21 protein-coding genes are annotated in these 23,175 nt (G+C 68.3%); 7 read left to right on the top strand and 14 right to left on the bottom strand.

The features are described from left to right. The first annotated feature begins 143 nt into the window (after positions 1–143). The 3 genes from GXK59_RS20600 (at position 144) to GXK59_RS03535 (ending at position 2,002) form a co-directional block, all read left to right on the top strand. A complete protein-coding gene (locus GXK59_RS20600) occupies positions 144–551 on the top strand; it encodes a hypothetical protein (RefSeq protein ID WP_237393773.1) in 408 nt (135 codons plus the stop codon). A 194-nt stretch (positions 552–745) separates the two neighbouring features. Continuing rightward, the gene (locus tag GXK59_RS03540) at positions 746–1,384 is read left to right on the top strand and encodes a hypothetical protein (protein ID WP_160664420.1); all 639 of its coding nucleotides are present in this window, start codon (positions 746–748) and stop codon (positions 1,382–1,384) included. 66 nt (positions 1,385–1,450) lie between these two features. After that, complete coding sequence (locus GXK59_RS03535) at positions 1,451–2,002, top strand: hypothetical protein (protein ID WP_160664418.1); 552 nt, start codon at positions 1,451–1,453, stop codon at positions 2,000–2,002. 21 nt (positions 2,003–2,023) lie between these two features. On the opposite strand, the gene GXK59_RS03530 is transcribed toward GXK59_RS03535, so the two are convergent. The 3 genes from GXK59_RS03530 to GXK59_RS03520 all read right to left on the bottom strand — a co-directional run bounded on the left by GXK59_RS03530 (position 2,024) and on the right by GXK59_RS03520 (position 7,727). Further along, positions 2,024–3,865 carry an ABC transporter ATP-binding protein gene (locus tag GXK59_RS03530; protein ID WP_160664416.1) on the bottom strand — a complete coding sequence of 614 codons (1,842 nt, stop codon included), beginning with the start codon at positions 3,863–3,865 and terminating at the stop codon, positions 2,024–2,026. Between the two features lie 110 nt (positions 3,866–3,975). After that, positions 3,976–5,487 (bottom strand): IMP dehydrogenase, encoded by a 1,512-nt coding sequence (guaB, locus tag GXK59_RS03525; RefSeq protein WP_160664414.1) that lies wholly within the window; start codon positions 5,485–5,487, stop codon positions 3,976–3,978. Positions 5,488–5,666: 179 nt separating this feature from the next. After that, complete coding sequence (locus GXK59_RS03520; protein WP_160668964.1) at positions 5,667–7,727, bottom strand: acyltransferase family protein; 2,061 nt, start codon at positions 7,725–7,727, stop codon at positions 5,667–5,669. Between the two features lie 163 nt (positions 7,728–7,890). On the opposite strand from GXK59_RS03520, the gene GXK59_RS03515 reads away from it, so the two are divergent. Beyond that, positions 7,891–8,859 (top strand): DUF389 domain-containing protein, encoded by a 969-nt coding sequence (locus GXK59_RS03515; RefSeq protein WP_160664412.1) that lies wholly within the window; start codon positions 7,891–7,893, stop codon positions 8,857–8,859. Between the two features lie 123 nt (positions 8,860–8,982). Here the strand turns inward: GXK59_RS03515 and groL are convergent, their stop codons facing one another. The 3 genes from groL to GXK59_RS03500 all read right to left on the bottom strand — a co-directional run bounded on the left by groL (position 8,983) and on the right by GXK59_RS03500 (position 11,617). Further along, positions 8,983–10,593, bottom strand: a complete 1,611-nt coding sequence (gene groL / locus GXK59_RS03510) for a chaperonin GroEL (RefSeq protein ID WP_160664410.1) — start codon at positions 10,591–10,593, stop codon at positions 8,983–8,985. A gap of 77 nt (positions 10,594–10,670) precedes the next feature. Further along, positions 10,671–10,967 carry a co-chaperone GroES gene (gene groES, locus GXK59_RS03505; RefSeq protein WP_024367421.1) on the bottom strand — a complete coding sequence of 99 codons (297 nt, stop codon included), beginning with the start codon at positions 10,965–10,967 and terminating at the stop codon, positions 10,671–10,673. 218 nt (positions 10,968–11,185) lie between these two features. Further along, positions 11,186–11,617, bottom strand: a complete 432-nt coding sequence (locus tag GXK59_RS03500) for a hypothetical protein (RefSeq protein ID WP_202129051.1) — start codon at positions 11,615–11,617, stop codon at positions 11,186–11,188. A gap of 57 nt (positions 11,618–11,674) precedes the next feature. Between GXK59_RS03500 and GXK59_RS03495 the strand changes: the two genes are divergently transcribed. Beyond that, the gene (locus GXK59_RS03495; RefSeq protein WP_160664408.1) at positions 11,675–12,928 is read left to right on the top strand and encodes a class I SAM-dependent methyltransferase; all 1,254 of its coding nucleotides are present in this window, start codon (positions 11,675–11,677) and stop codon (positions 12,926–12,928) included. 32 nt (positions 12,929–12,960) lie between these two features. On the opposite strand, the gene GXK59_RS03490 is transcribed toward GXK59_RS03495, so the two are convergent. Next, the gene (locus GXK59_RS03490) at positions 12,961–13,800 is read right to left on the bottom strand and encodes a shikimate 5-dehydrogenase (RefSeq protein ID WP_272927703.1); all 840 of its coding nucleotides are present in this window, start codon (positions 13,798–13,800) and stop codon (positions 12,961–12,963) included. Between the two features lie 227 nt (positions 13,801–14,027). Between GXK59_RS03490 and GXK59_RS03485 the strand changes: the two genes are divergently transcribed. Then, the gene (locus GXK59_RS03485; RefSeq protein ID WP_160664406.1) at positions 14,028–15,179 is read left to right on the top strand and encodes a glutamate--cysteine ligase; all 1,152 of its coding nucleotides are present in this window, start codon (positions 14,028–14,030) and stop codon (positions 15,177–15,179) included. Positions 15,180–15,290: 111 nt separating this feature from the next. Here the strand turns inward: GXK59_RS03485 and tsaD are convergent, their stop codons facing one another. The 6 genes from tsaD to GXK59_RS03455 form a co-directional block, all read right to left on the bottom strand. Next, a complete protein-coding gene (gene tsaD / locus GXK59_RS03480) occupies positions 15,291–16,406 on the bottom strand; it encodes a tRNA (adenosine(37)-N6)-threonylcarbamoyltransferase complex transferase subunit TsaD (RefSeq protein WP_160664404.1) in 1,116 nt (371 codons plus the stop codon). After that, entirely contained in the window at positions 16,403–16,870 is a 468-nt protein-coding gene (rimI, locus tag GXK59_RS03475; protein ID WP_160664402.1) for a ribosomal protein S18-alanine N-acetyltransferase, read from the bottom strand. Before rimI ends, tsaD begins: the two co-directional genes overlap by 4 nt. Positions 16,871–16,947: 77 nt before the next feature. Beyond that, positions 16,948–17,619 (bottom strand): tRNA (adenosine(37)-N6)-threonylcarbamoyltransferase complex dimerization subunit type 1 TsaB, encoded by a 672-nt coding sequence (gene tsaB / locus GXK59_RS03470; RefSeq protein ID WP_160664400.1) that lies wholly within the window; start codon positions 17,617–17,619, stop codon positions 16,948–16,950. Next, on the bottom strand, positions 17,619–18,299 hold the full coding sequence (tsaE, locus tag GXK59_RS03465; RefSeq protein ID WP_160664398.1) for a tRNA (adenosine(37)-N6)-threonylcarbamoyltransferase complex ATPase subunit type 1 TsaE: 681 nt from the start codon (positions 18,297–18,299) through the stop codon (positions 17,619–17,621). Before tsaE ends, tsaB begins: the two co-directional genes overlap by 1 nt. After that, positions 18,296–19,516 carry an alanine racemase gene (gene alr, locus GXK59_RS03460; RefSeq protein ID WP_160664396.1) on the bottom strand — a complete coding sequence of 407 codons (1,221 nt, stop codon included), beginning with the start codon at positions 19,514–19,516 and terminating at the stop codon, positions 18,296–18,298. Before alr ends, tsaE begins: the two co-directional genes overlap by 4 nt. Before the next feature lie 456 nt (positions 19,517–19,972). Then, the gene (locus tag GXK59_RS03455; protein ID WP_160664394.1) at positions 19,973–21,064 is read right to left on the bottom strand and encodes a PfkB family carbohydrate kinase; all 1,092 of its coding nucleotides are present in this window, start codon (positions 21,062–21,064) and stop codon (positions 19,973–19,975) included. Positions 21,065–21,145: 81 nt separating this feature from the next. Here GXK59_RS03455 and GXK59_RS03450 point away from each other — a divergent pair, with 81 nt between their 5' ends. Then, positions 21,146–22,558: a family 4 glycosyl hydrolase gene (locus GXK59_RS03450; RefSeq protein ID WP_160664392.1), complete on the top strand. Its 1,413-nt coding sequence runs from the start codon at positions 21,146–21,148 to the stop codon at positions 22,556–22,558. A 26-nt stretch (positions 22,559–22,584) separates the two neighbouring features. Here the strand turns inward: GXK59_RS03450 and GXK59_RS03445 are convergent, their stop codons facing one another. Further along, positions 22,585–23,103: a GNAT family N-acetyltransferase gene (locus tag GXK59_RS03445; RefSeq protein WP_337248056.1), complete on the bottom strand. Its 519-nt coding sequence runs from the start codon at positions 23,101–23,103 to the stop codon at positions 22,585–22,587. Positions 23,104–23,175: the final 72 nt, after the last annotated feature.

Raw genomic sequence — 23,175 nt, 5'->3', positions numbered from 1 at the left:
TTCGCAACGGGCCAGGGCTGTAGCCCGACATGAGCGTTCCAACTCCCTTCCCCGCAGGCCAGCCCGCGCATCCTCTTGACTACTGGACTTCTTCGGACCTTGCACGGGTCAGTCCACCCAACGCACCCTCCCGTTTGCGGCAGTTGGCTGATGCCCAGGGCACCCTCGCTGCAGCCTGGAGCAGCGCCATCGGGTCCGGGCCCCTCCTGCTCCTGACCGGTGGCTTCGTCTCGGCCATGTCAGGCAACCCCGCCTGGATCTTGATCCTCGGCTTGCTGGGCGTTGCGTTGACGGTGCTGGGCCTGGTCTCCTGGAAGCGGGTACGTGGCACACTGCCGAACACCAAGAGGCTCCTCATCGCCCGTGGCCCGGGGTCGGCGCGCGGCGGCGTCATGATGGTGTCCGTGCTGGCCATCGTTCCGGGCGGTATTCTGGCCACGGCTTTCCCCGGGATCGCTTCCCGGGGAACTGCGACCCTGGTCGCGGTGTGTGCGGCGCGTATGTACTCCTTGTGGCTCTGCTGGCGGCCTTTATCCTCATCCCGTCCGTAGTCCTGGGACGGGCCCGGCAGTCCTTCCGGCGAAGGATCCAGACGGACCCGGGGCTCCGCACAGCGGTGGTAAGCGATCTGGCCATGTGGCGCGACCCCCCACGGCAACGCGGGTTACGGCCCCCTGTAGAGGACGGCAGGCAAGGCCCGGATGCTGGCGCGCAGCACCTGCGCCCCGGCCGGTACGCTGGCGCCATGGGTAAACGCTGGGTCTTCGACGGTCATATTGCAGGCATCGGAACGGAATCCGGTTTGCGCGCTGTGGTGGGCCTCTGGCAGCAGTCCCCCCTCGGATCCTTCGCTGACGCCATGGTGGAACTGCCCTCCGGCCACAGGATCCTGCTCGCCCCGACCACCGAAATCGGCGAATTCATTGCTGCGGTCTACAACTTTGACGAGACCCGGGTGCTGGACGTCGCGGCGTCTTACGGTGCCCGCGAGCTCAGGGTGGACGCCGGCCCGCTCCGGATCCGTGCCGCCGTCGGCGCCAGGACCCGCCTGGGCAGCATGGTACGGCTGGTCCCCCGGCCGGTGGCGGTGCATCCGCAGTGGCTCCGGGCCATCAGCCCGCTCGCGGCCCGGCTCAGCCCCGGAGCCCGCACCGCGGGCACCGCAAAGGGCGGACGGCAGGAGTACTACGGCGTGACTGACCTGCACAACATCAGCCGGGCAAGCGTGGGCTGGAATGGCGGGGACGCCGGCGAACTGTCCGCGATCCGGCCCGCCGTCACCTTTGGCTTCAGCAGCGTTCCCCCGCAGCCCAGCCTGGCGCGGGTCCGGACCACCGTGGTTCAAGCGGAAGCCGATGGGGACGAGTCCCCATCGCGAAACTGACGGGGATGATCTAGGTTGGATCGAGTCCTTCGGGATCCTGCACGGAGAATCAACTTGGGGGAAAAGGTGGAGCCACATTTCCATGGAACCGGCATCGGTGCCCGTACGGGCATGACCGGCCCGGCCACCGGGGTGGTTCCGGACGCTACGGCGTTCGGCTTCGCCCAGCGCCGGGCCTGGGTCTTCTCCGCCTGGTGGTACCCCGCGGGGCTGGCCGTCTCCGGGGCCGTTTATGCCGGGCTCGCCCTGGCGCTGGGCCAGAGCCCGGAAACCGGGATTGTCCTGGCAATCCTGGGAACGGTCCTCGCGGCCCTGGGCTGGGCCCTCACGGCCTGGCCGCGGTTCGGCCGCAAACCCCCCAGGCCCGCATGGGATATCCCGCGGGTGGAACAGGGAATCCGAAACACTACGGTCATGATCCGGAGCGTCCTGATCGTCAGCGCGTTGGGCGTTGCCGCGCTGGTGCTCTTCACACCCCAGGGCGGCTCGCCGGAAACACTTCCGGTGCTGGGCATGCTGGTGATCTGGCCGTTGGGCCTGGCCGCTGGGCTGGCCCACACCCGGCGGCTCATGATGAACAGCGCCAGTCTGTATGCCCGGTGGCGGGAACGAAGCTAAACCCGGGCCGACGTTCCCCCGTCAGACCCCTTCGGCCTCGTCCACGGCAAGCTGGGATTCGAACATCCGGAAGTAGCGGCCGCGCAGGGCCACGAGTTCCTTGTGGGTGCCCTGCTCCACGATCCGGCCGTCCTCGAGCATGTAGACAATGTCCGCCTTCTCGATCGTGGCCAGCCTGTGGCTGATGGCGATGATCGTGCTGCTGCGGTCGGCGAAAAGCCGGGTGAAGATCCGGTGCTCCGCGAGGGCGTCAATGGCCGACGTCGGCTCGTCCATGACCATGAACGCGGCGTTCCGGTAGAAGTTCCGGGCCATCGCGAGCCGTTGCCACTGACCGCCGGACAGCCCGCTCCCCTTGCGTCCGCGCGGATCCTCCATCCAGTTGCTGACGTGGTTGTCCAGTCCGTTGGGCAGCTTGTTGATGAACTCCAGGGCCTCGGCGTCGGCCGCGGCCCGGCGGATCCGGGCGTCGTCGCGCGGTGCATCGACGTCGCCGAAGAAGATGTTCTCCGCCGCGGTGGCGAACTCGTATTTCAGGAACTCCTGGCTGAGCACCGCCAGATGGCGGTGCCAGGACTTGACGTCGACGGCGGCGAGGTCGACGCCGTCGAGCATCACCTGACCGGAGTCCGGGCGGTAGAGCCCGGCGAGGATCCGGATGAGGGTGGACTTGCCGGCGCCGTTCTCCCCGACGATGGCGATGTGCTGGCCTTCGCGGATGGTCAGCGAGATGCCCTTGATGACTTCCAGCTCGCTGCCTGTATAGGTGAAGCGGATGTCCCGCAGTTCCACGGTCGTGGGTGCCTGCAACAGCGGCGGTGCGTGGTCGGAGTGCACCGGGAGTGCCATGAAGAGCTCGTAGTCCTTGAGGTTGGCGAGGTCCTCGTCGATGGAGCTGAGGGAGGAGACCAGGCTGTTGGCGGTGGACAGTGCGCGGCTGACGATTTGCTGGACGTAGAGGAACTGCCCCACCGGCTGCGCCCGGGCGATGATCTGCCCCACCACCCAGATCAGCGAGACGACCTCGGCGCCGTACTGCAGGGCATCGGCGGCCAGCTGTTTGGGGATATAGCGCTTCTGGAAATCCAGCCGGCGCTTCTCGTCAGCGTCCCGCAGCCGGGAGCGCAGCCCCATGAGGTAGCCGACAATCCCGTAGAGCCGCATCTCGGCGATGTGCTGCGGGCGCAGCAGGTTGATCTCGATCATCCGCCGCTGCCGGCGCGAATCCACCTGGGTGTTCCAGTGTGCGATCTGCTCGCGGGAGAGCTTGAACTGCAGGTAGACGCTGGGCACGATCGCCACGAGGACGATCACGGCGATCCACCAGCTGACCAGCAGCAGCGCCCCGATGGCGAGGAGCACCGAGACCAGCTGCGTGAAGATGGCCGCGATCCGGTCCAGGACCCGGGCGTAGGAATCGGAGAAACGCTTGGCCCGGTCGTACAGGTCGACCGTCTCTTTATCGTCGTAGCGCCAGAAATCGAGGGCCAGGAAGCGCTCGTACATCAGGTCACCCACGATCGCACCGACCCGGAAGCTCATCAGCTGCTGGATGTACCGGTCCACGCTGCTGAAGGCGCCCCAGAACAGTCCCAGGGCCGCGGTGATGATGACATACACAATCGCCTGCTGCCCCGCCGCGGCGTCGCCCGCATAGGCAGCCGCGAGGGCCGTGGTGGTCAGGGCGGCGAAGTAGGTGGTGACCAGCGGCAGCAACGCCGAAATCAGCGAGCCCACAACCTTCATCACGACGGCGGCGGGAGAGGCCCGGAAGCTGACGCGCAGCACCTGCGCCACGGCCCGGGCGTAGGGCCTTAGCGCCAGTTTGCGCTTGGGCTCACGTGCAGGCAGGAGTTCGGACATGGCTCCAGCCTAGGACACACCGCCGCCCAACTGGCTCGCAGCAGGGGCCGTTATGAGCCGCCAAAACGGCCCCTGCTGCCAGTTAGTTGGGTGAACCAGGCGGCGAAGGTTTAGCGCGACCCGTAGTTGGGGGCTTCCACCGTCATCTGGATGTCATGCGGGTGGGATTCCTTGAGCCCGGCCGCCGTGATCCGGACGAACTTCCCGCGGGCCTTGAGCTCCGGAACGGTCGGGGCTCCCGTGTAGAACATGGTCTGGCGGAGGCCGCCGACCAGCTGGTACGCCACCGAGGCGAGCGGGCCGCGGTAGGCTACCCGGCCCTCGATGCCCTCCGGGATGAGCTTGTCATCGCCGGAGACGTCGGCCTGGAAGTAGCGGTCCTTGGAGTAGGAAGTGTTCTTGCCGCGGGTCTGCATGGCCCCGAGCGAACCCATGCCGCGGTAGAGCTTGAACTGCTTGCCGTTGACGAAGATCAGGTCACCCGGGGACTCGTCGCAACCGGCCAGCAGGGAGCCGAGCATGACGGTGTCCGCTCCGGCGACCAGGGCCTTGCCGATGTCGCCCGAGTACTGCAGTCCGCCGTCGGCGATCAGCGGGACGCCGGCCGGAATAGCGGCCTTGGCGGATTCGTAGATGGCCGTGATCTGCGGGACGCCGACGCCGGCGACCACGCGGGTGGTGCAGATGGAGCCCGGGCCGACGCCGACCTTGATGCCGTCAGCACCGGCGTCGATGAGCGACTGGGCGCCTTCGCGCGTGGCGGCCTGGCCGCCGATGATGTCCACGTGTGCCGCCACCGGATCCGACTTCAGCCGGCGGATCATGTCCAGGACACCCTGGGAGTGGCCGTTGGCGGTGTCCACGAAGAGCGCGTCCACACCAGCATCGATCAGGGCCATGGCCCGTTCCCAGCCGTCACCGAAGAACCCGATGGCCGCGCCGACGCGCAGCCGGCCTTCGTCGTCCTTGGTCGCCAGCGGGTACTGCTCGGCCTTGGTGAAGTCCTTGGTGGTGATGAGGCCCTTGAGCCGGCCCTGCTCGTCAACGAGCGGGAGCTTTTCGATCTTGTTGGTCGCGAGCTTGTGCGAGGCTTCCTCGCGGCTGATGCCGACGTGCCCCGTGACGAGGGGCATCTTGGTCATAACATCGCTGACCAGGCGGATCGGGAAGTCTGCTTCCGGCACAAAACGGGTGTCGCGGTTCGTGACGATGCCCAGCAGCCTCATGCCCTCGTCCACGACGGGCAGGCCGGAGACGCGGTAATGCGAGCAGATTTCATCCAGCTCGGCGAGCGTCGCTTCCGGTCCGATGGTCAGCGGGTTGGTGATCATGCCGGATTCGCTGCGCTTGACCCGGTCCACCTGGTCGGCCTGGTCTTCGATGGAGAGGTTGCGGTGCACGACGCCGAGGCCACCCTGGCGGGCCATGGCGATCGCCATCCGCGACTCGGTCACGGTGTCCATCGCGGCGGAGAGCAACGGCGTGTTCACGGTGATGCGCTTGGAGATCCGGGAGGAAGTGTCTGCCTCGGACGGGATGACGTCCGTGTGGCCGGGCAGCAGCAGGACGTCGTCGTACGTCAGTCCGATGAAGCCGAAGGGATTGTGTTCGGGCTGGGTCATGAGTGCGCCTCTTACCTTGGTTACGGGTTTCACGGGTAGGGGTTGCAACAGATGACCAGCCCGTCATTACGGGCATGGCCTGTGCAGAAGTGTTGAATAAATACTAGAACCTCGGCGGCGATCCCCATATTCCGGGGCAGTAATGTGAGCAACGGCACCGGCCATGCGGCGCCGCCGCGTCACGTCCAGCCGGTGGCCGCCAGCAGCCGGTCTTCGAACATGGGGATCATGCTCTGGACATAGGTCTTGGTCAGGTGGTTGTCGTCCTTGTAGACGTACACATTCCCGACGACGGCCGGGCAGATTCCGTCGGCGCAGATGAAGTCGCTCAGGTCCATCAGGTGCAGTCCCGGCACCCTCCCCCGGTACGCGTCCAGGGGCGAGGAATCGGCCAGGGACTCCTGCAGCGGCACCCTGCACTTCGGGGCGTCTGGTCCGTTCTTCTGGACACATTCGGGCATGTTCATGTTGAAACGCGGGTTGTCGCGGATGCCCACCACGTCCATGCCGGCGTCGGTGAAGGGTTTGATGCCTTCCAGGTAGCGGGGCACCTCGGTTTCGAAGGGTGCGTCTTTGTGGGTGAGCGAGGCGACCGTGAAGACCGCGTCGGGTTTGTGGTCCAGGACGTACTGGGCGCTGGCTGCGTTGAAGGCGTTGCACTCCGCATCCCGGTCCGCGGACTCGCCGCCGAAACGGCAGTTGCCTTTCAGGAGCGCGACGACTTCCCAGCCGTGGCTTCGGGCGATCGGGCCGAGCGCCGCCATGTACTGCTGGGCGTGGGAATCACCGAGCACCACAATGCGCTTGGTGACGGTGTCCGGGCGGCTGTTCTGCAGGCAACCGGCGAGCAGCGGGTCGCTGGGGACGTTGTCCTCCGTGCACAGGCCGTCGATGTCAGCCCACTCGTTCTTCATGGCGACCGGAGCCGGGATGATCTTCGCCTCAGGCGTCGGCTTGCCCGCATTCTCGGGCGCCAGGGCGGCCGCGCCTGGGGTCAATTCCTTCGGCTGCGCCGCGGCGACGGCCTCGTCTGCCATGATCCTGCTCTGCCACACGGCCACCGGACCCGCCAGCAGCGCGCCGCACGCTGCAATCACGACGGCGGTGCGCCAGCCGCGGCGCTGCGGCCAGTGCCACTCGCGCAACGGCTTCTCCACGAACCTTGTGGTCAGCACGGCCAGCACGATCGAGGCGGCCACGATCGCCAGGCCCTGGACGAGGTTCGGCGCGGCGATGCCCGTCCCGGCGAGCGCCAGCACCAGCAGCGGCCAGTGCCAGAGGTACAGGGCGTACGAGTTGTCCCCGAGGGCCACCAGCGGCTTCCAGCTCAGGAAACGGTCCACGCCGAAGCGGCTGCCGCTTTGTCCGGCCACGATGATGGCGGCCGCGGCCAGCGTCGGCCACAGCGCAATGAAGCCCGGGAAGGAGCGGTCCACGGTGAGCAGGAGGCCGCAGGAGAGCATCGCGGCGAGGCCGGCCCAGCCGAGGACTACCCGCAGCATTTTGCCGGGCTTGAGGTGCGGCAGCGCAAGGGCCAGCAGCGAGCCTAGCGCGAACTCCCAGAGACGGGTGCGGGTGTCGAAGTAGGCGTAGGACTGGTTGGTGGCCGTCTGTTCGATGGAAAAAAGGAGCGACGCAACGAAGATCGCGCCGAACGCCGCGGCCAGGAGGGCGGCGTAGCTCACCCGGCTGCCCCAGGGGGTGCGCCGCAGGAAGCGCAGCAGCAGGGCGGCGCCGGCAAACACGAGCGGCCAGAGCAGGAACACCTGGCCTTGGATGGACAGCGACCAGAAGTGCTGCAGCGGGCTGGCGCCGGAATGGTCCTGTGCGTAGTAGTCGACGGCGGAGTCCGCCAGGAGCCAGTTCTGCCGGTACAGCAGGGAGGCCCAGGACTGGTCCAGCACGTCCGGCCAGCGGTTCTCGGGGAGGATCACCCGGGTGCCCACCAGGACGCCCAGGACGACCACGACGACGGCGGGCAGCAGCCGCTTGAGCAAGTGGAGCCAGTGGTTTGCCAGACGCAGGGGCTTCCCGCCCTCGACCTTGCGGGCGAAGCTGAGGGTCATCAGGAACGCCGAAATCAGCAGGAAGATATCCACCCCGCCCGAGACCCGCCCGAGCCACACGTGGTACGTGACCACCATCAGGACCGCGAGGGCGCGCAGGCCCTGGACTTCGGGCCGGTAGCCTTGTTTTGTGCGCCTTGGAGAACCCGCGTCCGCTGGCTGCGGGCTGGCTATGGTTCGCTCGTTCGACACAAAGAGCCCCTTCAGGCGGATTCCAAAACGTCAATGTTACCGAGCCGTAATTTCTCTGGCCAATCACCGCCCCACACAAAGGCTTGGCCGCGGGTCTTCTGCCGTCCCGGAGGCTACCCTGTAACGAGCAGAGGAGGCCCCCGTCGTGATCGCACAGTTGCGCATTTGTGTCCCGGACGAGCTGTCCGCCGCCGTCATGGACTGCTGCACGGGCGAGCTGGGCGTCGCGGAAGTTTCCCGCCAGCGTGGTGCTTCCGTCCTTCCTCCCGGGGACATCCTCCACGTCCTGCTGGCGCGGGAGTCGGTGGAGCGGCTCGTGGAGAAACTCCACGCCCTGAATGTCCAGGAGCTGGGGTCGATCTCGGTCACCACGCCCGAGTTGGTGCTCTCGGACCGGGCGGACAAGGCCACTGCCGACGCCCCCGGCGAAGGCGCGGACACCGTGATCTGGGACGAGGTGTCCCGGCAGACAGGCGAAGACTCGCGGCTCACATGGAGCTATCTGGCGTTCCTGATCCTTGCGACCCAGCTGGCGGCCATCGGGATCGTCACGGATTCAACCATCGCCATTGTCGGGGCGATGGCGGTAGGCCCGGAATTCGGTCCCCTGGCGGCATTGGCGGTGGCACTTGTGCGGCGGCAATGGCCGCTGGGACGCAGCGCGGCGCTGGCGCTTGGCATCGGTTTCCCGGTGGCCATGCTGGCGGCTGCCCTCACCGCGTGGCTCTCCGTGCCGCTGGGCCTCTTTCCGGCCGACGTGCTCGACCGCGGATCCGCCGTGGATTTCATTTACCACCCCGGCCCCTATTCGCTCATCGTTGCCGTGCTGGCCGGGACCGCGGGGATGCTGTCCGTGATCAGCCGGCGGTCTGCTGCGCTGATCGGGGTGTTCATCTCCGTGACGACGGTCCCGGCCGCGGGGTTCGTAGCTGTGGCGCTGGTCCTGGGCGAATACCAGAAGGCGGCCGGTTCGGCCCTTCAGCTGGGGCTGAACCTCGTGGGAATCGTGGCCGCCGCGGTTGCCGTGCTGATCTTCTACCGGCTCGTCACCAAGCGCCCTCCGCGGGGCGCCGCACTGCGGCTGCGGCGGAAGGCCACACGGTCCGGGGGCTGATCCACGCCGAAGGGGCCAGCGGGGGGCGAACAATAAAAGACCGGACCAGCTGGTGCTGGTCCGGTCTTTTATTGTGCTGGTCCTGGTGTAGCTTCGGCACCCGCGTAGGCGCCGCCGTGAACCTTAGTGCTGGTGGCCTGCGTGCTGGTCTTCGTCGACAGGCTTTTCGACCACGAGGGTTTCCGTGGTGAGCACCAGCGCCGCGATGGAAGCCGCGTTGCGGAGGGCCGCGCGCGTCACCTTTACGGGGTCGATGACGCCGGCAGCGATCAGGTCTTCGTATTCGCCGGTCTTGGCGTTGAAGCCCTGGTTGTTGGCGGATTCGGCCACCTTGGCGACGACGACGTAGCCGTCGAAGCCTGCGTTCTGGGCGATCCAGCGCAGCGGCTGGGTCAGTGCCCGGCGGACGATGCCGACAGCAGCAGCCGCGTCACCTTCGAGGGCCTTGACGGCGGGGTCCTCGTCGAGCGCCTTGAGGGCGTGGATGAGGGCGGCGCCACCGCCGGCGACGATGCCTTCTTCAAGGGCAGCGCGGGTCGAGGACACGGCGTCCTCGATGCGGTGCTTCTTTTCCTTGAGCTCGACCTCGGTGGCTGCGCCGACCTTGATCACGCCGATGCCGCCGGCCAGCTTGGCCAGGCGTTCCTGCAGCTTTTCCTTGTCCCAGTCGGAATCGGTGCGGGTCAGCTCGGCGCGCAGCTGGGAAACCCGGGCTGCAACGTCCTCTGCCGAACCGGCGCCGTCAACGATGGTGGTGTTGTCCTTGGTGACCGTGATGCGCCGGGCGGTACCGAGCACCTCAAGGCCGACCGTGTCCAGGCTGAGGCCCAGTTCCGGCGAGACAACCTGTGCGCCCGTGAGGGTGGCGATGTCCTGCAGCATGGCCTTGCGGCGGTCGCCGAAGCCCGGTGCCTTGACGGCGACAACGTTCAGGGTGCCACGGATGCGGTTGACGATGAGCGTGGACAGTGCCTCGCCCTCGACGTCCTCGGCGATGATGAAGAGCGGCTTGGAGCTCTGCAGCGCCTTTTCCAGCAGCGGCAGGAAGTCCTGGACCGAGGAAATCTTGCCCTGGTTGATCAGGATCAGTGCGTCTTCGAGCACTGCTTCCTGGCGTTCCGCGTCGGTGACGAAGTACGGGGACAGGTAGCCCTTGTCGAACTGCATGCCCTCGGTGAGGACCAGTTCGGTCTGCGTGGTGGAGGATTCCTCAATGGTGATCACACCATCCTTGCCGACTTTGCCGAAGGCCTCGGCCAGAAGCTCGCCGATCTCGTCGCTCTGCGCGGAGATGGCTGCGACGTTGGCGACCTGGTCGCCGGCGACCGGACGGGCGTTTTCGAGCAGCCGGGCTGCGACGGCCTCAACAGAGACCTCGATGCCGCGCTTGATTTCGCCCGGGGCTGCACCTGCCGCCACGTTGCGGAGGCCTTCCTTGACCAGCGCCTGAGCCAGGACGGTAGCCGTGGTGGTGCCGTCACCGGCAACATCGTTGGTCTTGGTGGCGACCTCCTTGGCAAGCTGCGCGCCAAGGTTTTCGTAGGGATCGTCGAGTTCGACTTCGCGGGCGATGGTGACACCATCGTTGGTGATCGTGGGGGCGCCCCACTTCTTGTCCAGCACGACGTTGCGGCCGCGGGGGCCAAGCGTCACCTTGACCGTGTTGGCGAGCTTATCGATGCCGGCTTCAAGCGACCGGCGGGCAGCGTCGTTAAACGCAAGCTGCTTTGCCATGGTTTTGTCCTTTCAAAGACAGAACCCCGCGCAGCTGACCCGTCTGAAAAGGATCTGCGGCGCGGGGTCCAAGAGAGTTACTTTACGACGATCGCCAGAACGTCGCGGGCGGAGAGCACGAGGTACTCGGTGCCGCCGGTCTTGACTTCAGTTCCGCCGTACTTGGAGTAGATAACAACGTCGCCGACGGTGACGTCGATCGGAACGCGGTTGCCGTTGTCGTCAAAGCGGCCGGGGCCTACTGCAACAACTTCGCCTTCCTGCGGCTTTTCCTGCGCGGAGTCCGGGATAACCAGGCCGGAAGCCGTGGTCTGCTCGGCTTCGAGCGGGCGGACAACAATACGATCCTCAAGAGGCTTAATAGAGACCGACAATGACCTCTCCTTTTCGTCAGCAAATTCGTGGACATTAAAGCTGTGGGGCCAAGGCATACAGACCGTCGTCGCGGTGCCGGCAGCAGCCTGGCTGATAAAGCTTCAGGTGTTAGCACCCGCCTAGGGAGAGTGCTAATGACGACTCTATGTAAGGAGTTAGCACTCGGTCAAGGCGAGTGCCAGAAATTCGTCATGGGTGAACGCTGCACCGCGGCTGGCTACTGTCCGCCGAGGTCCTCGAAGTCCACGTCCTCGCCGTTGTCCTCGCCGCGGGCTCCGGGGTCGTTCCGGTGCCGGTACAGCACGAGTCCGCCCGCCGCTGCAAGGGCAGCGCCGGTGACCAGGAAGGCAATGCCGCCGGCGCGGACCGCAGCGTAGTTCTCGCGGATGGCCTTGGCCTCGTCGGTGGCATCGGTGACGTCCTTGCCGCCGACGGAATACACGGTGGCGTTGAAGGAGTCCAGGAAGAAGATGATGACCAGCAGCGCCGCGCACACGACGGCGATGGCAATGCCCGCGACCAGCGCCGGGCGGGCATAGCGGGCGAGTCCGTGGCGGGCGGGACGGCCGCCGTCGGCATCCGGCCGGGCGGCGTCGCCTTCCGGGTATCCTGCATCCGTGCCGCTGTCTGCTGTGCCGCTGTCGTCCATGCCGTCAAGCCTATCGGGCGCAAGGCCCCCACGACGCGCTGAACTAGGCTTGATCCCATGGCTGACGCACCGCAGGACCAGATCGCACCGCTGCTGAACCCCGAGGGCTGGGAGTTGCTGGCGTCGCTCGGCCCGTACCGGGAGGAGGAGGCGCTCCGCCTCAACGCCTCCCTCCGGAAGGCCGGCCACTCCCCCGAACTCGTCTCCGCCGTACTCACCCAGTCCCGGCTGCGGACCAGGGCCGAGGCCAAGTTCGGCGAGTTCGCCCGGCAGATGATCTTCACCCAGGCGGGCCTGGAACAGGCCACCCGGCTCACCGTGGCGGCCCGGCACGCGCAGCGTTTCGCGGAGGCCGGCGCGCAGCATGTGGCGGATCTCGGCTGCGGCCTCGGCGCCGATGCCATGGCACTCGCCTCGCTGGACATCACGGTCACGGCCGTGGAAAGGGACGAGACGACGGCGGCCTGCGCCACGATGAACCTGATCCCGTTCCGGAACGCCACGGTGGTCCATTCCGATGCCACGACGGTTTCCCTCGACGGAATCGACGGCGTCTGGCTGGACCCGGCGCGCCGCACCACCTCCACCTCGGGCACGAAGCGGCTCTGGGACCCGGAGGACTTTTCCCCGCCGCTGTCCTTCGTCGAGTCCCTGGCCGGCGCCGGGCTCGCCGTGGGCGTCAAGATGGGCCCGGGCATGCCGCACGACTCAGTGCCCGGGGATTGCGAAGCCCAGTGGGTGTCGGTGGGCGGGGACGTCACCGAAGTGGCGCTGTGGTTCAACGCTGTCCGGCGGCCCGGGATCCGGCGCGCGGCCCTCCTGCTCGGGCCCGCGGGCGCAGCGGAGCTCACCAGCGCCGAGGACTTCGACGGCGGCCCGGCCGCCCCGGTGGGCCCGGTGGAGGGGTACCTCTACGAGCCCGACGGCGCCGTCATCCGCGCCGGACTCGTGGCCGACGTCGCCCTGCAGCTGGGCGGGCACCTCGTGGACGAGCACATCGCCTACATCTGCGCCCCGGAACTGCGGGACACCCCCTTCGCCCGGGCCTACAAGGTCCTGGATGTGATGCCCTACAACGTCAAGGCCCTCAAGGCGTGGGTCAAGGACCAGGGCATCGGCGTGCTGGATATCAAGAAGCGCGGCACTTCCGTCACCCCGGAGGAGCTGCGCAAACAGCTCCTCCCGGGAGGGAAGACCGGAGGGAAAACGGGCGGGAAGACCGGAGGGAAAGGCGTCGGCAAAGAAACGGCCACCCTGGTCCTCACCCGGATCGGGGACGAGCGGGTGGCCATTTCGGTGGCGCCGGTCTAGGGCTGGTTTCCCTGGCCCGGAGCCGCAGTGCGCTACTGGGCGCGCATAAACTCCTCGGCTGCCCGGACCTGCTCGTCCGTGGGCCGGATCCCCGTGTAGAGCACAAACTGCTCCAGCGCCTGGATGGTCGCCACCTCCGCGCCGGTGATGACGGCTTTGCCGGCCGCGCGTGCGGCCTTGATGAGTGGGGTCTCGGCCGGCAACGCGACGACGTCGAAGACCACCTTTGCGGCGTCGATGGCCTGCTGCGGGAAGGACAGCGAGCCGGCGTCGGGGCTGCCTGCCGTACCCCCTGCCATACCAATAGGCGTCACGTTGATGAGCATGTCGGCCGCCACCGCGCCGGATGAATCGACGTCGGCGCGCCAGGCGAAACCGTAGAGCCCGGCGAGCGCCCGTCCCGCCTCCTCGTTGCGAGCGACCACGGTGACGTTCCGGAACCCGGCATCGCGCAGGGCAGCGGCGGTGGCCTTGGCCATACCGCCGGCACCCTTCAGCAGCACCGAGTAGTCAGTCGGCACGGCGTTGCGCTGCAGCAACTGCTCGATCGCCGTGTAGTCGGTGTTGTACGCGGTGAGCGTGCCGCCGTCGTTGACGATTGTGTTGACCGAGTCGATGGCTTTCGCGGACGGGTCCATCACATCCACAAGCGCAATGACGTCTTCCTTGTAGGGCATGGACACGGCGCAGCCGCGGATTCCCAGGCCACGCACGCCTGCGATAGCCTGGGCAAGGTCCGTGGGGGCGAAGGCCTTGTAGATCCAGTTCAGGCCAAGTTGTTCGTACAGGTGGTTATGGAAGCGCGTCCCGTTGTTGCTCGGCCGGGCCGAGAGCGAGATGCACAGGGTCATGTCTTTATTCAGGATGGGCACCCCTCCATTAAACGCCAGGCCGGCCGCGACGGCGGGCGCCCCCGCGCAGCGCCGCGATCCCGGGTACTTTTGTGAACACTTTCACGTTCTTGCAGCAATCCTTCCGCCGGGCCGATGCCGCTCCTGCACTAGACTTGAGCCACCGTTGCCCCGCCAACTGTCCGGCAAATCCGCCCATGACGCTGGCCGCCGGCAGGAAACGGACAGCCAAACAATGAAGGGACCACATGAAGATTGATTTCGCTTCATCCAGGCAATCAACTCTTGGTGTGGAATGGGAACTCGCCCTCGTGGATGCGGAAACCGGGGAACTGGCCTCCGTGGCCAAAGAGGTCCTCCGCGGTGTCGCTGCGAGGCATCCCGAGCTGAACGAGGACGACGAGCACCCGCACATCAAGCAGGAGTTGCTGTTGAACACGGTGGAGCTGGTCACCGGGATCTGCAACACCGTGGCGGAAGCGAAAGCGGACCTGAGCAGCTCCCTCGCCGCCGTCCGTGACGTCACCGATCCGATGGGCGTCGAAATCTTCTGCGCCGGCAGCCACCCCTTCAGCCCCCCGCAGCTGCAGCCAGTGACGGACAAGGAGCGTTACGCCAAGCTCATTGACCGCACCCAGTGGTGGGGCCGCCAGATGGTGATCTACGGCGTCCACGTGCATGTCGGCCTGGACAGCCGGGACAAGGTCCTTCCCGTGCTGGACGGCCTGGTGGACTATTTCCCGCACTTCCAGGCGCTCTCCGCCTCCAGCCCGTTCTGGGGCGGCGAGGACACCGGTTACGCCTCCCAGCGGGCCCTGATGTTCCAGCAACTGCCCACCGCCGGCCTCCCGTTCCAGTTCGCCACCTGGGAGGACTTCGAGTCCTACGCCCAGGACATGTTCACCACCGGCGTGATCGATTCACTCTCCGAAATCCGCTGGGACATCCGGCCCGTCCCGCATTTCGGCACCATCGAGATGCGCATCTGCGACGGTCTGGCCACGCTCGAGGAAGTCGGCGCCATCGCCGCCCTGACCCAGTGCCTCGTCGACGAGTTCTCCACGACGCTGGACAACGGCGGCACCATCCCCACCATGCCGCCCTGGCATGTGCAGGAGAACAAGTGGCGTGCCGCCCGCTACGGGCTGGACGCCATCATCATCCTCGACGCCGAGGGCAACGAACAGCTCGTCACGGACCACATCCGCGAGACGGTCGCGCGGCTTGGACCCGTCGCCGTCAAACTGGACTGCGTTGCAGAGTTGGCTGACGTCCTGAAGATCATCGAGCGCGGCGCCGGGTACCAGCGGCAGCGGCGCGTGGCGGCAGAGCACGGCGGCGACCTGCGCGCCGTCGTACTGGATCTGGTCCAGCAGATGCGCAAGGGCCCCGAAGCCTAGGACACGCCTCTGCTTCCGCGAGGCGCGCCCATCTGACTGGCAGCAAAGGCCGTTTTCAGCCCCCAAAACGGCCGCAACTGCCAGCTACTTGGGCCAGCGACGCGGACCGCCTCAGGCCGAGACGGTAGTGACCGGCATCGAGGAATCCGGTGCGAAGCCGATGCCGCTTGGCGCGATCCCGGCCATCACGAGCTGGGCGCCGAGGGCAGCGACCATGGCGCCGTTGTCCGTGCACAGGGCCAGCGGCGGGACGGTCAGCCGGATCCCGGCGGCGCTGCAGCGCTGTTCTGTGAGCTGGCGCAGCCGTGAATTCGCTGCCACGCCGCCGCCCAGCAGCAGTTCGGTGATGCCGTTCTCCCGGCAGGCGAGCACCGCTTTGGACGTAATGATGTCCACTACAGCCTCCTGGAAGGCTGCGGCGATGTCCGCCACCGGCACCGTCTCGCCGCGGGCCTCGAATTGCTCCACGCAGCGCGCGACGGCGGTCTTGAGTCCGCTGAATGACCAGTCGTAGCGGTGCGGGCCGGGTTCGTCCGCGGTCCCCATGTATTTGGGCTGGCTCAGGCCGCGCGGGAAGCGGATCGCCTTGGCGTTGCCGGTGCGTGCCAGCTTGTCGATGGCCGGGCCGCCCGGATAGCCCAGGCCCAGGAGCCGCGCCACCTTGTCGTAGGCCTCTCCGGCGGCATCGTCGATGGTGGACCCGAGCAGCTCAACGTCTCCGGTGATGTTCCGGATCCGCAGGATTTCGGTGTGGCCGCCGGAGACCAGCAGGGCGCCCAAGTTTTCCGGCAGGGCGTTCGCCCGCGGGGTGCCGGCGAAGGCCGGGCCGCCGTCGTCCGTCTGGAGCAACCCGACGCCCACGTGCGCCACGAGGTGGTTGATGGCGTAGAGCGGTTTGCCGGTGGCAACGGCGAGCGCCTTGGCCGCGCAGACACCCACCATCAGTGCTCCCGCCAGCCCTGGACCGGACGTGACGGAGATCGCGTCGATGTCCTCCAGCGTCACCCCGGCCTCGGCCAGCGCCTCGCGGAGGGTGGGGACGAAGGCGTCCAGGTGGGCGCGGGAGGCGATCTCGGGAATGACGCCGCCGAAGCGGACGTGTTCGTCCATGGAGGAGGACACAGTATTTGTCAGCAGCTGCGTCCCGCGGACAATCCCGACGCCGGTCTCGTCGCAGGAGGATTCGATGCCCAGGACCAGCGGCCGGGCGTGCTGGGTGCTGTTCATGGGTGGTCTGCTTCCCTGGGCGCGGTGTGGGGGTGGGTGGTGCCGAGCCGGAGCCGCATGATCAGCGCGTCGACGCCGTCGCGGTAGTAGCGGGGCCGGACGTGGATCTGTTCGAATCCGTAGCGGCGGTAGAGCTGCTGGGCGCGGGGGTTGTCGGCCCGGACCTCCAGGAGCACGTCCTCGGCACGCCGCTGCCGGCTTTCCCGGATGAGTTCGGTGAGGAGCGCCGACCCTATCCCCTTGCCTTCCTGCTCCGGCACGACGGCGATGGTCTGGACATCCGCGATCGGCTCGATGCACATCAGCCCGGCGTAGCCGACGATCTGACCGGCACGCTCGGCCACGAGGTAGCGCCGGGTGTCGGCCTGCGCCAGCTCGGCGACGAACATCTGCATGGGCCAGGCGTCCACCGGGAACAGCCGGCACTCCAGCTCATGCACCGCGGGGATGTCCGCAGCGGTCATGTCCCGGAGTGTCACACCGCCGGGAAGCCCCGCCGGTCCTGCATTCTGTCCTGTGTTCGGTCCTGCGGACCCCGTGTTCACAGCGCCCGCTTCCGCGGGCCGGGGACCTGGGCGTCGGACTCGCGCAGGTAGAGCGGGGTGGAATCGAGCAGCTGTTCCCCTGCCGCGAGCCGTGCGAGGGCGAACTGGCCCAGCGAGAGGGCCTCCGGCTGGCGGGAGCTGAATTCCGGGACGGCCTTGACGACGTCGGCATACAGGCCGGCGCCGGCGCCGTAGACCGGAAGCTCGGGAAGTTCCGCGGCGAAGCCGACGTGCGGGCCGTCCAGCAGCTGGGGCAGCTGGCCAGTGCTGAGGGCATACCGGGCCCAGTAGACCTCTTTGCGCCGGGCATCGGTGGCGACGATGAACTCGGGCGCCGCGTCCGTGGACTCCGCCACCTCCAAGGCGATGGCGTCCAGGCTCATGAGGCCGTAGAGAGGTTTGCCCCAGACGAACGAGAGGGTGCGGGCCGTGACGATCCCCGAGCGCAGGCCGGTGAAGGGGCCGGGCCCCACCCCGGTGACGACGGCGTCGACGTCCGCGCCGGTGAGGCCGGCCTCGGCCAGGAGCGCCGCGATTCCCGGCGCCAGTACTTCGGCGTGGCTCCGGGTGTCCTCGGTGGCAAAGCTCGCCACGACGGATTCCGGGGTGTCATCGGAAACGAGCGCGGCGCTGGCCACGGCCGAGGTGTCGATGGCAAGGATCAGCATCAGTTCCCTTCCGGGGTAAGGGGCGCGGGCGTGGTTGCGGTCCTCGCGGGCAGGACGGGGGGATCCAGCCAGCGGGGACCGAAACCGCGGATCACGATCGTGCGGGGTTCGTCGTCGTCCCCGGTGTCGAAATCGAGGGTTCCCGGCGAGAGGGTGGCGGTTTCGGGTGCGGCGGAGGCGGCAGCGGCGCCGTCGCCATCGCCGTCGCCATCGCCGTCGCCGGTTGCGGCAGCTGCGCCGGGGGTGCCGGGGGTGCCGCCCAGGCTGCGGACCAGGTCCACCTCGAGCCGGCTCTCGCTCAGGTGCTCCACCCGGCCGCGGCCCCATTCCACGACCGTCACCGCGCTGTCCATGGTGTTTTCCAGGTCGATGTCGTCGATTTCCGAGGCCGAACCCAGCCGGTAGGCGTCAACGTGCACCAGGTCCGGGCCGCCCGGCCGGGGGCCGTCGGGCAGGTTGGGGTGGATGCGGACCAGCACGAAGGTCGGCGAGATGATCCCGGCGCGGACCCCCAGGCCCTCCCCGAGGCCCTGGGTGAAGGTGGTCTTTCCCGCTCCGAGCTCGCCGGTGAGGACCAGCAGGTCGCCGGCCCTGAGCTGGGCGCCGAGGACGGCCGCAAGGGCGTGGGTTTCGTCGGCGGTCCGGACGTCCAGGGTCCGTTCCCAGGCTGGCGCGCTCACGGCCGCGACCCGTCGCGTGCGGGTTCTTCATTGATGTAGCGGCGCGGCACCCTGGGACTGATCCGCGTGACGATCTCATAGTTGTTGGTCCCGGCCGCACGGGCCCAGTCCTCTGCGGTGGGGCCGCCGTCGTCACCGTTGCCGAACAGCACCGCCTCGGCGCCGAGGACGCTGCGCCCGCCGGCCGCCACACTGAGCGGACCCAGGTCGATGACCATCTGGTCCATCGCGATGCGTCCCACCACGGGGTAGTTCACGCCGTCGACCCGGACCGGTCCGCCGGTGGCGATCCGCGGGACGCCGTCGGCGTAGCCCAGCGGGATCAGCCCCAGCGTGCTGACACCGCCGGTGCGGTAGTTCAGCCCGTAGGAGACGCCCTGGCCGGCAGGCACATCCTTGCAGTGCGCAACGACCGTGCGGACGGTCATGGCGGGGCGCAGGCCCAGCTCCCCCGAGCTCTGCCCGTCGAACGGCGACAGTCCGTAGAGGCCGAGCCCGACGCGGACCAGGTCAAAGTGCGTGTCGGGGCGGGACAGTGTGGCCGGGGTGTTGGCGAGGTGCCGCACCTCGGGATCCACGCCGGCGTCCCGGGCGATGGCCAGGGCTTCGCGGAAGGCTGCGAGCTGTTCGTCAGTTTCCGGGCGCTCGGGTTCGTCGGCGACGGCCAGGTGGGAGAAGATGCCCACCACCCGCAGCAGGCCCTGGTCCTGATATTCCATGGCTTCGCCGACGAGGCCGTCCCAGGCAGCCAGGGTCGCCCCGTTGCGGCCCAGCCCGGTATCCACTTTGAGGTGCACACGGGCCGGCCGTTCCTGCTCCCGGGCGGCCGCCACGATGCGTTCCAGTTCCCAGCCCGAGCAACCGATGTCGATCCCGGCAGCCACGGCAGCCGCGAAGTTGCTCTCCGGGGTGTGCAGCCAGGCCAGCAGAGGGGCGTCAATACCGGCGGCGCGCAGGGCCAGCGCCTCGGAAATGTGCGCGGTCCCCAGCCAGTTCGCGCCGGCGCCGAGGGCCGCGCGAGCCACGGGAACAGCGCCGTGGCCGTAGGCATCGGCCTTGACCACCGCCATGACCTGCGCCGGTGATGCCACAGCCGCCAGGCGTCGGACGTTGTGCCGGATGGCTTCAAGGTCGATAACTGCTGATCGTTCCTCGGCGTAGGCCGGCTGAACCGCCGGGTCGGGCCGGAAGTCACCTGTTGCTGCTGGGTAAGTCACTTAACGATTCTAGGGGCGGCTGGGCATGCGGCTTAATTCGGGCGCCGCGGCCGCCTGGCACTCCCTCCCCGAGGGACATGCTCAGTGCCCGCGCCCACGACTGGGCACAACGGCATTCTGTCCAATCCCTGACCTGAGCGGAGGGCATGTCCAGCGGCCACAGGTCCAGGAGTGATGCACTCCCCGCCCACCCGAGCCGCCCGAGCGAGGGACATGCTCAGTGCCCGCGCCCACGACTGGGCACAACGGCACTATGTCCAATCCCTGACCTGAGCGGAGGGCATGTCCAGCGGCCAACAGGTCCAGGAGTGATGCACATCCCCGCCCACCCGAGCCACCCGAGCGAGGGACATGCTCAGTGCCCGCGCCCACGACTGGGCACAACGGCATCATGTCCATTCCCGGACCTGAGCGGAGGGCATGTCCAGCGGGAGGGGCGCCGCGCACGGACTCCGTCTACGCGTCTGAAAGGTGCGCGATGGTCGCCGTCGCCCGCCTTTGCGCTTCCTGCGGAACATCACGGATGATGTCCTCGAGGAAGCGGTACCGCCGAAGCCACTGGCTGCTCTGCCGTTCCTTCCGGGCGTTGGCCCGCTGCCACCAGTCGGCGATGTCGCCCCAACCGGGTGCGGCCAGCGAGCCGCCGACCTCCTGAACGGCCAGGGCTGCGCAGAGATTGGCGAACCGCAGCCGGTCACCGAGCGGCCAGCCGGCCAGGCAGCCGACGATGAAGGCAGCGCCGAAGCAGTCCCCCGCGCCGGTCGGATCGTACGCGGACACGGGCAACGACGGCACCCACTCCTCTTCGCCGGTCAGGGAGTCCACGGCCATGGCCCCCTGCGGCCCGAGGGTCACGACGGCGACCGGCACCTTGTCTGCCAGAGTGTAGAGGGCCGCCCACGGATTGTCGTGCCCAGTGAAGGCCATCGCCTCGTGCTGGTTCGGCATAAAAGCGTGGAAGTACTGGAGGTTGTCCAGCCGGGAGGAGGACCAGGCGCCGGTGGGATCCCAGCCGACGTCGCCGAACAGCCGCACCCCGGCCTTGTAGGCGTCGAGCGCCCACGGCTCCAGCTCCTCACCAAGCTCAGCAACGGCCGCGAGCGCCGGCGGAGGACAGCCGACCAGTTCACTGGAGCTCACCGGGGCCGGGTGGCCGTGCGTCACCATGGACCGGTCGTGCTCCACGCTGAGGGACACCGTAACCGGGGAGTGCCAGCCGGCGACCCGCCGGGACAGGGACAGGTCCACGTGCTCCTGTCCGGCCAGGATCTTCCAGTTGTAGTCGCCATAGCCGTCGTCGCCGAATGCGGCCGCCAGCCCGGTCCGCAGCCCCAGCCGGGCCGCAGCGATGGCCTGGTTGGCCACGCCTCCGGGGCAGCTGCCCATCCCGTCGCTCCAGATCTCGGTTCCGGCGACAGGGGCGTGCGGCAGTCCGGTGAAGATGATGTCCTGGAAGACGGTCCCGGTCAGCAGCAGATCGAAGCCCTCCCCCGCCGGGGTACGGACGGCGGAAAGCGGATCGAAACGCCGCGTCGGTATCGCGTCCATGTATGCACCCTACGCCGTCCCGGAACCGCTGGAAAGGCGTGCGCCGGGCCCGGACGGGGCCGGTGTGCATAGACTGTCGGCATGCGGCTGATGATTGCCGGGGGCGGCGGATTCCGGGTACCGCTGGTCTACCGGGCGCTCTGCGCGGGACCCTTCGCCGGACTGGTCCGGGAGCTGGTGCTGTACGACGTCGACCCCGGCCGCCTCGCCGCCATTAACGCGGTGCTGGCCTCGTTCGCAGAACAGGACGCGCCCCGCGCCGCCGCCCTTCCCGCCGTCCGGGCCACCACATCCCTGGCCGAGGCGCTGCGCGGCACGGACCTCGTCTTCGCCGCGATCCGCCCCGGCGGGACAGCTGGCCGCATCGCGGACGAACGGGTGGCCCTGGACCTGGGCCTCCTGGGCCAGGAGACCACGGGGGCCAGCGGCATCTCCTACGCGCTGCGCTCCATCCCCCGCATGCTGGACCTCGCTGCCCACATGCGCCGCTACTGCCCCGATGCGTGGCTGCTGAACTTCACGAACCCGGCGGGCATGGTCACCGAGGCCCTGGTTCCGGTGCTCGGCCGCAACGTGGTCGGCATCTGCGATTCGGCCAGCGGGCTGGTGCACCGGGCGGCACTCGCCGCCGGCGTCGTGCTGCCCGAGGGAACGCTCGACGGCGTCGGGTACTACGGCCTGAACCATCTCGGCTGGCTGTACCGGCTGGAGTCCGGGGGCAGGGACAGGCTGCCCGGGCTGCTGGCCGACGCCGGCGCCCTGGCCGGCTTCGAGGAAGGCCGGCTGTTTCCGCAGCCCTTCCTCGCTGACCTGGGGTGCCTGCCGAATGAATACCTCTATTACTACTACGAGACCGAACGTGCCCTGGCCGGCATCCGGTCCGCCGCCACGACACGCGGCGAGTCCATCGACCGGCAGCAGTCCGAGCTCTATCCCCAGCTCGCGGCCGCCGGTCCGGAGGCCTACCCCCTGTGGGATGCCGCCCGCCGGTCCCGCGAGGAGGGCTATCTCGCCGAAGCCCGGGCCGCCGGCGAGCGCCGGGATGAAACGGATCTGGCCGGCGGCGGCTACGAACGGGTCGCCCTCGCCGTCATGCGCGCCCTCTCCGGCGGCGGCCCGGCGGAGCTGATCCTGAACACCCCCAACAGCACCGGCCAATCCGGCGCGGGCGACCCGGCCATTCCGGGGCTGCCGGCGGACGCCGTCGTCGAGGTCCCCTGCCAGGTGACGCCCGACGGAGTTACCCCCCTGCGGCAGGAACGCCCGGCACTGGCGCAACTTGCGCTGCTGCGGCAGGTCAAGGACGTCGAACGGCTCGTCGTGACGGCCACCAGCCGGGATGCCGGGTCAACGGGGGCCGGGCGGCGGGACGCGGCCCTGGCGGCCTTCGCCGGGCACCCGCTGGTCGGCTCCGGGGACCTCGCGGGAAAACTGCTGGCCGGGTACGAGGACGCATTTCCGGAACTGCAGGAGCTCTGGCGCGGGAGGCAGTAGGTCCCGGACCTACAGCCTGCGGTACATCACGAGCAGGCCCACATAGCCCAGGCGCGGGTGCAGGAACGCGTCCGGGATGGTGGCCAGCACCTCGAAGCCCATGGACCGCCAGGCCGCAACGGCCCGGACATTGCTTCCACGACGGCGTTGAACTGCATGGCGCGGAACCCGGCGGCCCGTGCCGCGTCCAGCGAGTAGGCGCACAGCGCGCGGGCCACCCCCTTGCCCCCGTGCGCCGGATGGACCATGTACCCGGCATTGGCGACGTGGCTTCCGCCGCCGCCCTGGTTCGCGTGCAGCTCGCCGGTGCCCAGGATGACCCCTGCGAGCTCACCCCGCCCCGCCGCGACGAAGGTCTGGCCCGGGGCCTGCTTGAACCAGCGTTCGCGGGCCTGGTGCTCGGTGGTGTCCCGGTCCCAGGTGAAGGTTTCCCCTGCCCTGATGACGGGCTCAAGGATCTCCCAGACCGCAGGCCAGTCCGTGCCGGCGGCCGGACGGATGACCCAGCCGGGGGCGGTGGATGCTGTCTGATCTTCTGTGCTCACAGCCGTCACGTTAGCAGCACGCCCGGCCCTGTGACCGGCGCCGCCCGCCGCCCTGTGAACCCGCGGGAACTT

Source organism: Pseudarthrobacter sp. ATCC 49987, from assembly GCF_009928425.1.
In the GTDB taxonomy this organism is placed as follows: Bacteria; Actinomycetota; Actinomycetes; order Actinomycetales; family Micrococcaceae; genus Arthrobacter.
This window is presented reverse-complemented; position numbering and strand designations above follow the sequence as displayed.